Raw genomic sequence first — 11002 nt, forward strand, 5'->3', positions numbered from 1 at the left:
TTGGTCCCACTCCTTCCCATCCCGAACAGGACAGTGAAACGACTCAGCGCCGATGATAGTGCGGGTTCCCGTGTGAAAGTAGGTCATCGTCAGGCTCTTACAGCCCCAAATAGCCCAGCCCCTCAAAAGGCTGGGCTTTTTGCGTTTGGCGTTTGGATTGGCGACGCTCGCTCAGCGATTCAGAATTTTCGGGCCCTCTACCGATGCGGCGCCGACCGCGACGAGCTCGTCCAGGACTCCTGACGTGAGCTCGTTCAGTGTGAGTGCGTCAAAAAAGCGTGCCCGGATCCTCTCGAAATAGGGGGTCTGCGCGAGCCAGGCACTCCATTCGGCCTGGCCGATCGCCTGCAGCTCGAGCAGCTTGAACTTCAACAAGACCTTGAGCGCATGCCGCGCATGCTTGACCGGGTCGCGCGCAAACCCGTCGAGCCTGCTGCGGGCCTTCCTCAGTGCGCCCGGCGCATCATGAAACACGCTCCCGTGCCCGGGGATCACGCGCAACGGCCCGAGCGCCTCGATCAGATCCAGCGTTGCGGCGACTTCCTCGAACGACGCTTCGCCGAGCAGCTCGGGAAAAACCACCCCGAAGCCGTTCTCCCAGAGCGCATCGGCCGAGATCAGGGTCTTCGATGCAGGTTCGAAGAGGATGATCGAGTGCGGATCGTGGCCTTTGGCGGCATGAATCTCCCATGCGACTTCGCCCAGCTGCATCTGCCGGCCCGGCTCCAGCAGCCCGTCGAAGCGGAAGCGGTCACAGCACTGGCCGGTCGGGCGAAAACTCAAGGCGTCCTCGTCCCAGCGCCGCACCGACGCGGCCTCGCCCGGCGGGATCAGGCTGCGCACTGTCGGATAGCGTCGCTGCAGGGCGGCGTTGCCGCCGCAGTGGTCGCTGTGCAGGTGCGTGTTCAGCAGAAGGTCGAGCGGCCGCCCGGCCAGCGCGCTCTCGATCAGCGCCACCGTCTGCTTCGAGTGGGTCACATAGCCGGTGTCGACCAGGGCCGTCTGCTCTCGGCCCGTGAACAGGATGTTGTTCGCCGACAGCCAGCCCCGCTCGAAGACCTGGAGCTGCGCCGGAAGGCCGTCTGCGGGCATCAAGACGGAGCGCCCGGCCGCAACTGCCGGCGCAGGATCTTCCCGACGTTCGTCTTCGGCAGCGCGTCGCGGAATTCAATCTGCTTCGGGCGCTTGTAGCCGGTGAGCTGGTCGTGGCAGTAGCGCATGACGGCATCCTCGGTCAGCGCCGGGTCCTTGCGGACCACGAAGACCTTGATGGCTTCGCCCTGCTTCTCGTCGGGAACACCGATCGCGGCGCATTCGACCACGCCGGGGCACAGCGAGATCACGTTCTCGAGTTCGTTCGGGTAGACGTTGAAGCCGCTGACGATGATCATGTCCTTCTTGCGGTCCACGATCCGGCTGTAGCCGTCCTCCTGCATCACCGCGATGTCGCCAGTGCGCATGAAGCCATCCGCGGTGAATGCTGCCGCGGTCTCGGCGGGCTGGTTGTAGTAGCCGACCATCACGTTCGGGCCCTTGATGCACAGCTCGCCGGCCTCGCCCGCGGGAAGCGACCGGCCTTCGTCGTTCTTGATCGCGATCTCGATGCCAGGCAGGGGCAGGCCGATGTTGCCCGTGTAGGCGGTGTTGGTCACCGGATTGTTGGTGCCGATCGCGCAGGTCTCGCTCATGCCCCAGCCCTCGATCATCGGACAGCCCGTGACTTCGGCCCATTTGCGCGCGGTGCCCTCGGACGCCGCCATGCCGCCGGCCTGCGAGACGAACAGCTTCGAGAAATCGAGCGTCTTGAACTCGGGCTGGACCAGCAGCGCATTGAACAGGGTGTTCACCGCCGGGAACATGTGGAAGGGCCGCTTCTTCAGCACCGCAATGAACTTGGCCGTGTCGCGCGGGTTGGGGATCAGCGTGAGATGCGAGCCCTGGCGGATCGCGAGCAGACACAGGGTCAGCGCGAAGATGTGATACAGCGGCAACGCGGCGATGCTGTTGACCTTGGAGAGGTCGCCGGCACGCGCGAGCGCCGGCGTGAACCAGGCCTCGGCCTGGAGCGTCGCCGCCACGATGTTGCGATGCGTGAGCACCGCGCCTTTCGAGAGGCCGGTCGTGCCCCCGGTGTATTGCAGGAAGGCGATCGAGTCGAGCGTGCTCGGGTCGGCCGCCAGCGCGCGGCCGCGGCCCGCGGCGATCGCCTTGGGAAAGGGCGTGACCGTGCGGCCGTCGGTCAGCGCGATCTTGTACGGCGGCACCATCTTGGCGAGGTGCCGCACGGCCACCGTGATCCAGGCGCCGTAGAGGCCGCCCAGCAGGTCGCCCATCGCGGTCACCACGACGTGCTTGATGGCGGTGCGATCGATCACCTGCTCCAGCGTGGAGGCGAAGTTCTCGAGGATCACGATCGCGGTGGCGCCCGAGTCCCTGAGCTGGTGTTCGAGTTCGCGCGCCGTGTACAGCGGGTTGACGTTGACGCAGGTGTAGCCCGCGCGCAGCACGCCGCAGATCGTGACCGCGAACTGCGGCACGTTGGGAAGCATCACCGCGACGCGCGCACCGGGCTCGAGCCCGAGGGACTGCAACCAGACGCCCATGGCGTTCGACAGCGTGTCGAGTTCGCCATAGGACATCCATTGCTCCATGCAGACCGAGAAGGGCCGCTCGGCGTAGCGCTTGAACGATTCGTCGAAGAGCTGGCCCAGCGAGCGGTACTGTTCGGGGTGGACTTCGTGCGGCACGCCGGCCGGGTAGTTCTGAAGCACTGAGGTCTGCATTCGGTCTCCTTTGGCGCGGATTGTCGGAGCGAGTGAAGGCTTGCCGCCAGCGGGCTTGTCCTAGGGTGGAGTTCGCTCCTGTCGCGCGTGCGATAGTCGGCGCATGGTTGCACGTGCTCAGCGATGGTTGGTATTCGGTTGGCTGGTCCTCGCGCTGGCATGGACGGGCTTCTGGTGGGACCGGTCGCTCGCGGCCGCGATCGCCGGGCTGCTGGTGCTGAGTTGTTCCCACGCAATCTTCCTCGCGCTCGAGTTCGTGCTGAGCTACCGGGTCGGCGCGCACGACGCCGTGCCTCGGGCCAGCGCCTGGCAGTACTTCAAGGCATGGCTCGCGGAATGCGTGGCGGCGCCGCGTGTGTTCGGCTGGTACCAGCCCTTTCGCTGGCGAGCGATCCCCGACCACCTGCCGTTGGGGCAGCGCCGGGGTGTGGTGCTGATCCACGGGTTCGTCGGCAATCGCGCGTTCTGGAGCCCGTGGCTGCGCGAACTGCGCGCGGCCGACCGTGCCTTCGTGGCGGTCGACCTCGAGCCGGTCTTCGGTTCGATCGATCGCTATGTGCAGACCATCGAGGCCGCCATCGTGCGCGTGACGGCGGCGACCGGCCAGCCGCCGCTGCTGATCTGCCACAGCATGGGCGGGCTTGCGGCCCGTGCCTGGCTGCGCGACGCCGATGGTGCGCGCGTGCACCGCATCGTGACCATCGGCACGCCGCATCGCGGCACCTGGCTGGCGCGCTTCGGCCGCACCGTCAACGGTCGGCAGATGCGCATGGGCGGCGAGTGGCTGCAGCGGATCGATTGCGAGCGGGCCAGCGCGCAGCAGGTGCCTTTCACCTGCTGGCACTCGAACTGCGACAACATCGTCTTTCCCACCTCGGTGGCCACGCTGCCGGGTGCGGACAACCGGCTCGCGGCAGGGCGGGGCCATGTGCAGATGGCCTTCGACGATCCGATCAGGCGGGAGTCCCTGGCGCTGCTCGACGGCTGATAGCCCCCGCGCCCTCTCGCTTCGTGCGTGCGTCGCCCGACGGACCTACTGGGCGGCGGCCAGCACGCCGCGGCGAATCTGGTCGAGCTCGATGCTCTCGAACAGCGCCTTGAAGTTGCCTTCGCCGAAACCGTCGTCGCCCTTGCGCTGGATGAACTCGAAGAAGATCGGACCGAGCTGGTTCTCGCTGAAGATCTGCAACAGCAGCGCGCCCTTCTTGCCGTCCACCAGGATCTTGCGCTTCTTGAGCTCGGCCACGTTCTCGCCGTGGCCCGGGATGCGCTTGTCGATCAGCTCGTAGTAGGTGTCGATGGTGTCGAGCAGCTTCACGCCCGAGGCGCGCAGCGCGTCGACCGAGTGCGCCAGGTCGCGCGAGCCCATGGCGATGTGCTGGATGCCTTCGCCGCGGTAGCTGTCCAGGTACTCCTGGATCTGGCCGGCCTTCTCGTTGCCTTCCTCGTTGATCGGGATGCGGATCTTGCCGCAGGGGCTGGTCATGGCCTTGCTCTTCACGCCCGTGACCTGGCCCTCGATGTCGAAGTAGCGGATCTCGCGGAAGTTGAACAGGCGCTCGTAGAAGTCGGCCCATTCCTTCAGCCGGCCCCGGTGCACGTTGTGCGTCAGATGGTCGATATAGGTGAGGCCATGGCCTTCGGGTGCCAGCGCCTCGACCGCCGAGAGGCCGGGCAGCGCCTCGAAGTCGACGTCGTAGAAGCCGATGTTGCCGATGTCGCCCGGCGCCGCGCCGTTCTTGCCGCGCCAGCGGTCGACGAAGTAGATCAGGCTGTCGCCGATGCCCTTGATGGCCGGGATGTTGAGTTCGCCCGGGCCGGCGCCCGGCGCGAAGCCCCAGGCGCCGAGACCGATCGCGCGCTCGTAGGCGGCCTTGGCGTCCTGCACGCGAAAGGCGATCGCGCAGATGCTCGGGCCGTGCTGGCGCGCGAAGCGCTGGGCGAAGGAATCGGGCTCGGAGTTGATGATGAAGTTGATCGTGCCCTGGCGGTAGAGCACCACGTTCTTGTGGCGGTGCTTGGCGATCGGCTTGAAGCCCATCTGCTCGAAGACGCGGCCCATGGCGGCCGGATCGGGTGCCGCGTATTCGATGAACTCGAAGCCGTCGGTGCCCATCGGGTTCTCCCAGGGCGTGAAGGCGGGGGTGTCGGTGGTGCTCGTCATGGTTGCTCTCCGTGGGGGCGGGGTGGATTCAGTGTGCCGCCGCGGGCCGGGCGGCGTCCATGGGGAACTGTAAAAGCGCGAGCCCTCATGATTTCGGCGTTGTTGGGCCTCGATTCGCCATTTCACGCAGGAAAAGTGCAAAATTCAAAGAATGGATGCACTTGACAAGATCGATCGCCACATTCTGCGCACGCTGCAGTCCGATGGCCGCGCCACCTACGACCAATTGGCCGAACAGGTCAGCCTGTCGCCCAGCGCGGTGCTGCGACGGGTCAAGCGATTGGAGGAAAACCGGGTGATCGACCGCTATGTCGCCCTGGTCAAGCCCGAGGCGGTCGGTTTGGGGCTCACGGCCTACCTCAACGTGCGGCTCGAGAAGCTCACCGAGAGCCACAAGCGAAACCCCATGGACTTGTTTCGCGCCAGCGTGCAGACTTGGCCCGAGGTCGTCGAATGCGCGGCGCTGACGGGCGAAATGGACTATCTGCTGCGCGTGGTGGTGGCCGACATGGCGCACTACAGCCGATTCATCATGAACACCCTGCTCAAGCATCCCAGCGTCCAGGATTGCAAGACCAGCTTCGTGCTCGACCGGGTCAAGGCGACGACCGCAGTGCCGCTGTAACAACCAGATTCGAAAGATCATCCGACTGGACGGGCATTTGTTCCCGAATGGCGGGTCCGCCAATCCCCGTTCACTTGTAGGTTTAGGGAAAACCCTTATATTCGATGCATGCTCACCGCCAAGGCCCTCCTCATAGCCTCACTCGGCCTCGGCTCGTTCCTGAAAGCGCCGATGGTTGAGGCGCAACCGCGCGCCGCCGCGCCGCATCCCGTGATGGTGCCGATCCGCTCGATCGGCCCGCGCGAGCGTGACCGCATCGCGCAACACCTGCTCGCCCTGCCCCCGCACGACCGTTACCTGCGCTTCGGCTACGCGGCATCCGACGAGCAGATTCAACGCTATGTCGACGGGCTCGATTTCGAGCGCGACGAACTGTTCGGCATCTACAACCGCCGGCTCGACCTGATCGCGATGGCCCATCTGGCCTTCGCGCCGGCCGAACAGCAGCAGGACTGCGCCGAGTTCGGCGTCTCGGTGTCCGTGCACGCACGCGGGCGCGGCTACGGCGCCCGCCTGTTCGAGCGCGCGGTGGTCGTGGCGCGCAACGAGGGCGTGGGCATGCTGTTCATCCACGCGCTGAGCGAGAACGCCGCCATGCTGAAGATCGCGCGCAATGCCGGCGCCACCGTGGTGCGCAGCGGCTCCGAGTCCGAAGCCCATCTCGAACTGCCCGCCGCGACCTTCGACAGCCGCATGAGCGAGATCGCACTGCAGCACTTCGCGCAGGTGGACTACCAGCTCAAGACGCGCGCCAAGCAGTTCTGGTCCTTCCTGGGCGAACTGCAGGAAATCCGCAGCGGCGTCCGCGCCGCCCGAGAAAAGTCCGCCCCCTGAGAGGGTCCCCTCCGGGGGCCGGCCGCGCAGCGCGCCGGTGCATCGTGGGCCGCCGGCGGCGCCCCCTTCAAGGGGGAGCATTCGGGGGTGGGCGATCCGGGGCTGGGTTATCCTTGCGTTTCCCCAACTCCGCCCTCCCGCAGTGGCCGACCCTCACCCTGATCGCGCGCCCGTCGAACGCGAAGACAAGCGCAGCTTTCTTCAGAAGCTCGCCGAATTCATCCACCCCGGGCCCGATTCCCGCGACGAGCTGATCGAGACCCTCGCCGACGCCGAGGACAACGACGTGATCGGCGCCGAGTCGCGCGTGATGCTCGAAGGCGTGCTGCGCATGGCCGACATGACCGCCGGCGACGTGATGGTGGCGGCGCCGCGGATGGACCTGGTCAACATCGACGCGCCCTACGACGCGCTGCTGCACCTGGTGATCGATACCGCCCACTCGCGCTTTCCGGTCTACGAGGGCGAGAAGGAAAACATCATCGGCATCCTGCTCGCGAAGGACCTGCTCAAGCTGCAGCGCGCGCCGGGCCTGAACATCCGCGCGCTGCTGCGCCCGCCGACCTTCGTGCCCGAGAGCAAGGGGCTGAACGACCTGCTGCGCGAGTTCCGCGGCAACCGCAACCACCTGGCGATCGTGATCGACGAGTTCGGCCGCGTGGCCGGCCTGATCACCATCGAGGATGTGCTGGAGCAGATCGTCGGCGAGATCGAGGACGAGTTCGACATCGCCGAGGATGAAGGCGACATCTTCGGCCTCGCGGACCACACCTACCGGGTCTCGGGCGACACGCCGATCGAGCGCGTGGCCGAGGCCTTCGGCATCCGCTTCGACGACAAGGCGCTGAGCGAGGAGTTCGACACCATCGGCGGCCTGATCGCGCACGAGATGGGCCATGTGCCCAAGCGCGGCGAACACTACGCCATCGGTGCCTTCGATTTCGTCGTGCTGCACACCAAGGGTGGCGCGGTGCGCTGGTTCAAGGTCTCGCCGGCGCGCGGCGACGACGCGGCCGATTGAAAACGCCGGTTCGCGCGCTGGGCTTCGGGTTCGCGGGGCTGGCCCAGGCGGTCTCGATCGCCGCGCCCTGGAACGGCCAGCCGCTGTGGTGGCTTCAGTTGCTGTCGCTGGCCGCGCTGGTCTGGCAGCTCGACGCGCTGCGTCCCGCCGACGCTGCCGCTCGCGACGGTCCGCGGCCATGGCGCGCCGCCGCGTTCCAGGGCTGGGTGTTCGCCACCGCCTGGCTCTGCGGCACCTTCTGGTGGCTCTTCATCTCGATGCACACCTATGGCGGGCTGGCAGCGCCGCTGGCCGCCGTGGCGGTGTTCGCACTGGCTGCAGCGCTCTCGCTCTACTACACGCTCGCTTGCGCCCTGTACGTGGCCTTCGCGCCCGCGAGCCCGCTGCGCTCGGCCGCCTTCTTCGCCGCGCTGTGGACGCTGGCCGAACTGCTGCGCGGCAGCTGGTTCACGGGCTTCCCGTGGGGGGCGGGCGGCTATGCGCATGTGGACGGTCCGCTGGCGGTCTATGCGCCGTGGGTAGGCGTCTACGGCATCGGAGCGATTGCCGCGGGTCTCGCGACCCTGGTGCCGCTGGCCTTCCGCCATGCGCGCGGGCGCACTTTCGCGCTGCCTGTGGGGCTGGCGCTGGTGCTGCTGTGCGTGCCGGCGCTGGTCGGCCTGGCGCGCGGCATGCCCGCGGACGACGCTGCGCGCTCGCGCGGGCGCATCGGCCTCGAACTGCTGCAAGGGAACATTCCTCAGGACGAGAAGTTCATTCCGGGCGGCGGCATCGCGACCGCGCTGCAGTGGTACGGAGAGCAACTGCGCGACGCGCGCGCATCGCTGGTCATCACGCCCGAGACGGCCCTGCCCCTGCTGCCCTCGCAACTGCCGCCGGGCTATCTGGATGCAATCGCGGCGCGCTATGCGAGCGGCACCCAGGCGGCCATCGTCGGCCTGCCGATGGGCGACGGGCGCTCCTACAGCAATGCGGTGATCGGTTTCCGGCCCGGCGAGGGCACGCCCTATCGCTACGAGAAACATCACCTGGTGCCCTTCGGCGAATTCATCCCGGGGCTGTTCCGCTGGTTCACAGACATGATGAACATCCCGCTCGGCGACTTCGCGAGCGGCGGGCTGGCACAGGCGCCCTTCGTCTGGCAGGGTCAGCGCATCGCGCCGAACATCTGCTACGAGGATCTGTTCGGCGACGAGATCGGTGCCAACTTCCGCAGCGCGGACGATGCGCCCACGGTGCTGCTCAACGTCAGCAACATCGCCTGGTTCGGCGACTCGATCGCGATCGACCAGCACCTGGCGATCTCGCGCATGCGCGCGCTGGAGTTCCAGCGGCCGATGGTGCGCGCCACCAACACCGGGGCCACCGTGGTCATCGACCATCGCGGCCGCGTGACGCACGAACTGCCGCGGCTCACGCGCGGTGTGCTGAAGGCGGAGGTGGAAGGCCGGGCCGGGCGCACGCCCTACGCGGTCTGGGTGTCGCGCTTCGGGCTCTGGCCGCTGTGGGGCCTGGCGCTGGCGGTGGTCGTGGGGACGCTGGCGCTGCGCCGCCGCAGCTCGCGCTTCGGCGGCGTGGGCGGGACCGCGGCCTGAGCGCGCCGCACCTCCGGGTCTATTGCCGGGCCAGCCGGCCGGCCTCGCGGTGCTGCTCGCCGGCTGCCCAGACCTGCTGTGGCGCCTTGCCGACCAGCTGCTGGTAGACGCTCGGCGCGGTGGCGCCTTCGGTGGACAGCAGCAGCACGCTCGCGTCGACTCCGAGGCCGGTCTGGCGGCGCAACTCGGCATCGCGCACCAGGTGCGTCAGGCCGGCGAGGCCGGCCACGCCCGACTCGCCGCTGACCAGCGGCATGTCGGCCTCGTTGCCGGCCGCGAGGGTGCGCATGGCTTCGATGGCCTCGTCGTCCTCGATGGTCAGGAAGAAGTCCATCGACGGCTGCAGGAAGCGCCACGCCAGCGGCGAGGTCTCGCCGCAGGCGAGGCCGGCCATCACGGAGTCCACCGAGCCCGTGGCGTTGGCGGCCTGGCCGCGGATCGCGCTTTGATAGAGGCAGTCGGCCTGCTGCGGCTCGACCACGACGAAGGTCGGCCGACGCGCGCCGTACCGCTCCCACAGGTAGCTGGCAACCCCTGCGGCCATGCCGCCCACGCCGCCCTGCAGGAACACGTGGGTGTAGGGGCAAACGTCGCGGGCTTCGGTACCGCGCTGCTCGAGGATCTCCGCCGGGATGGTGCCGTAGCCCTGCATCACGTCGCGCGGGATCTCCTCGTAGCCGTCGTACGAGGTGTCGGAGACGACGAACCAGCCGTTCTCGCCAGCCAGGCGCGCCGCTTCCTCGACCGAGGCGTCATAGTTGCCGGCGATGCGCACGATGGTGGCGCCGTGCGAGGCGATCGAGCGCTCGCGCTCGACGCTGACGTTCTTGTGCAGCACGATCACGCAGCGGCAACCGATGTCGTGCGCCGCCGCGGCCAGCGCTCGGCCGTGGTTGCCGTCGGTGGCGCTGATCACGGTGAAGTCCTGCAACTCCCGCGCCTGCCTGCCGAGGAACAGGTCCTTGGCGGCGTAGTTCTTCTGCGGCCATTGGCGCTGGATCAGGCGAACCAGCGCGATCGGCGCGCCCAGCGCCTTGAAGCTGCCGAGCGATGCCCGCTTCGATTCGTCCTTGAGATCGATCCGCGCCACGCCCAGCGACCGGGCCAATCCGGCCAGCGACAGCAGCGGCGTGGCCTCGCGCGTGAGCTCGGGCCAGTGCGACAGCCACTCGCGGCTTTCGTGCGCGCCGCCGATGCTCATGACGGCTCGCAGTGCGTCGGGATAGGGTGCCCGGGTGGCGAAACGGTTGTGAACCAGCATCTTTTTTCCTTTGAAAGAGATCAAGCGTATTCGGTATTGGAGCGACGAATGCTCAGGGCATATCGCGCAGGCGCATCGCCACGTCGGCCATCGGCCTGCGCACGAAAGGCTTGCCCGCGTCGGCCGGATAGCCGAGTGTGACCATGCCCTGCGGCTCCCAGTGGCGAGGCAGGCCGAGCGCGCCGCGAACGGCATCCGGGCAGAACATCGGTGCGCACAGCCAGCAGGCGCCGAGGCCGGCGGCGTGGGCGGTCAGCAGCAGGTTCTGGCCTGCCATCGCGGTGCTCTGAACGGCCATCTGGTGCTCCTTGCGATTGCGCACGGCATCGGGATAGACGTCCATGTGCTCCATGCTGAGACAGACGACGATCACCGTCGCTGCGCCAGTGATTCGCGCGAAGGAGCGCGCGACATCGGCCTCGATGTCGGCGTTGGGATCTCGGTCGCCGCGCCGGTCCTGGCGCAGCTGTTCGCCCATGGCGCAGGCCAGTGCGATCTTGTGCCGGCTGGTGTCCAGGATGGCGAAGCGCCAGGGCTGGCGGTTGTGCGCCGACGGCGCGGTGGCGGCGGCTTCGAGCAGCTGGTCGACCAGCTCCGGCGGGATCGGCGTCGACAGGTAGCGCCGCACCGAGCGGCGTGCCATCCATTGCAGCCGGGTGCTGCCAAGCGGCGCGGCGGCGACCGTGGCGATGCCGAGTTCAGGTTCCATGGTCCGCCTC

General features: G+C 67.8%; 10 protein-coding genes and 1 rRNA gene. 6 read left to right on the top strand and 5 right to left on the bottom strand.

Annotated features, from left to right (window positions below; all coding sequences use genetic code 11):
- Positions 1-95 (top strand): 5S ribosomal RNA (gene rrf, locus AB4Z46_RS31600); the annotation flags it as partial.
- Positions 96-171: 76 nt separating this feature from the next.
- On the opposite strand, the gene AB4Z46_RS31605 is transcribed toward rrf, so the two are convergent.
- Both AB4Z46_RS31605 and AB4Z46_RS31610 read right to left on the bottom strand, forming a co-directional pair.
- Positions 172-1092: an MBL fold metallo-hydrolase gene (locus tag AB4Z46_RS31605; protein ID WP_442287516.1), complete on the bottom strand. Its 921-nt coding sequence runs from the start codon at positions 1090-1092 to the stop codon at positions 172-174.
- Positions 1092-2783, bottom strand: a complete 1692-nt coding sequence (locus AB4Z46_RS31610; protein WP_442287517.1) for an AMP-binding protein — start codon at positions 2781-2783, stop codon at positions 1092-1094. Before AB4Z46_RS31610 ends, AB4Z46_RS31605 begins: the two co-directional genes overlap by 1 nt.
- A 103-nt stretch (positions 2784-2886) precedes the next feature.
- Here AB4Z46_RS31610 and AB4Z46_RS31615 point away from each other — a divergent pair, with 103 nt between their 5' ends.
- Positions 2887-3771 carry an esterase/lipase family protein gene (locus tag AB4Z46_RS31615; RefSeq protein WP_442287518.1) on the top strand — a complete coding sequence of 295 codons (885 nt, stop codon included), beginning with the start codon at positions 2887-2889 and terminating at the stop codon, positions 3769-3771.
- A 45-nt stretch (positions 3772-3816) separates the two neighbouring features.
- Here AB4Z46_RS31615 and hppD read toward each other — a convergent pair whose 3' ends face one another.
- Positions 3817-4947: a 4-hydroxyphenylpyruvate dioxygenase gene (gene hppD / locus AB4Z46_RS31620; protein ID WP_442287519.1), complete on the bottom strand. Its 1131-nt coding sequence runs from the start codon at positions 4945-4947 to the stop codon at positions 3817-3819.
- A 151-nt stretch (positions 4948-5098) separates the two neighbouring features.
- On the opposite strand from hppD, the gene AB4Z46_RS31625 reads away from it, so the two are divergent.
- The 4 genes from AB4Z46_RS31625 (at position 5099) to lnt (ending at position 9022) form a co-directional block, all read left to right on the top strand.
- Positions 5099-5572, top strand: a complete 474-nt coding sequence (locus AB4Z46_RS31625) for an Lrp/AsnC family transcriptional regulator (protein WP_442287520.1) — start codon at positions 5099-5101, stop codon at positions 5570-5572.
- Between the two features lie 108 nt (positions 5573-5680).
- A complete protein-coding gene (locus tag AB4Z46_RS31630) occupies positions 5681-6406 on the top strand; it encodes a GNAT family N-acetyltransferase (RefSeq protein ID WP_442287521.1) in 726 nt (241 codons plus the stop codon).
- A 142-nt stretch (positions 6407-6548) separates the two neighbouring features.
- Positions 6549-7427 (top strand): HlyC/CorC family transporter, encoded by an 879-nt coding sequence (locus AB4Z46_RS31635; protein WP_442287522.1) that lies wholly within the window; start codon positions 6549-6551, stop codon positions 7425-7427.
- Positions 7424-9022: an apolipoprotein N-acyltransferase gene (gene lnt, locus AB4Z46_RS31640; protein ID WP_442287523.1), complete on the top strand. Its 1599-nt coding sequence runs from the start codon at positions 7424-7426 to the stop codon at positions 9020-9022. Before AB4Z46_RS31635 ends, lnt begins: the two co-directional genes overlap by 4 nt.
- 19 nt (positions 9023-9041) lie before the next feature.
- Here lnt and AB4Z46_RS31645 read toward each other — a convergent pair whose 3' ends face one another.
- The gene (locus AB4Z46_RS31645; protein ID WP_442287524.1) at positions 9042-10283 is read right to left on the bottom strand and encodes a diaminopropionate ammonia-lyase; all 1242 of its coding nucleotides are present in this window, start codon (positions 10281-10283) and stop codon (positions 9042-9044) included.
- A 52-nt stretch (positions 10284-10335) separates the two neighbouring features.
- Entirely contained in the window at positions 10336-10992 is a 657-nt protein-coding gene (locus AB4Z46_RS31650) for a nitroreductase family protein (RefSeq protein WP_442287525.1), read from the bottom strand.
- Positions 10993-11002: the final 10 nt, after the last annotated feature.

It is taken from the genome of Variovorax sp. M-6, from assembly GCF_052114385.1.
GTDB lineage: Bacteria > Pseudomonadota > Gammaproteobacteria > Burkholderiales > Burkholderiaceae_C > Variovorax.

What these genes read in the sequence shown, in the direction of transcription:
- AB4Z46_RS31605 (WP_442287516.1), bottom strand. Translation starts at nt 1,092, where the DNA reads ATGCCCGCAGACGGCCTTCCGGCGCAGCTCCAGGTCTTCGAGCGGGGC.
- AB4Z46_RS31610 (WP_442287517.1), bottom strand. Translation starts at nt 2,783, where the DNA reads ATGCAGACCTCAGTGCTTCAGAACTACCCGGCCGGCGTGCCGCACGAA.
- AB4Z46_RS31615 (WP_442287518.1), top strand. Translation starts at nt 2,887, where the DNA reads ATGGTTGCACGTGCTCAGCGATGGTTGGTATTCGGTTGGCTGGTCCTC.
- hppD (WP_442287519.1), bottom strand. Translation starts at nt 4,947, where the DNA reads ATGACGAGCACCACCGACACCCCCGCCTTCACGCCCTGGGAGAACCCG.
- AB4Z46_RS31625 (WP_442287520.1), top strand. Translation starts at nt 5,099, where the DNA reads ATGGATGCACTTGACAAGATCGATCGCCACATTCTGCGCACGCTGCAG.
- AB4Z46_RS31630 (WP_442287521.1), top strand. Translation starts at nt 5,681, where the DNA reads ATGCTCACCGCCAAGGCCCTCCTCATAGCCTCACTCGGCCTCGGCTCG.
- AB4Z46_RS31645 (WP_442287524.1), bottom strand. Translation starts at nt 10,283, where the DNA reads ATGCTGGTTCACAACCGTTTCGCCACCCGGGCACCCTATCCCGACGCA.
- AB4Z46_RS31650 (WP_442287525.1), bottom strand. Translation starts at nt 10,992, where the DNA reads ATGGAACCTGAACTCGGCATCGCCACGGTCGCCGCCGCGCCGCTTGGC.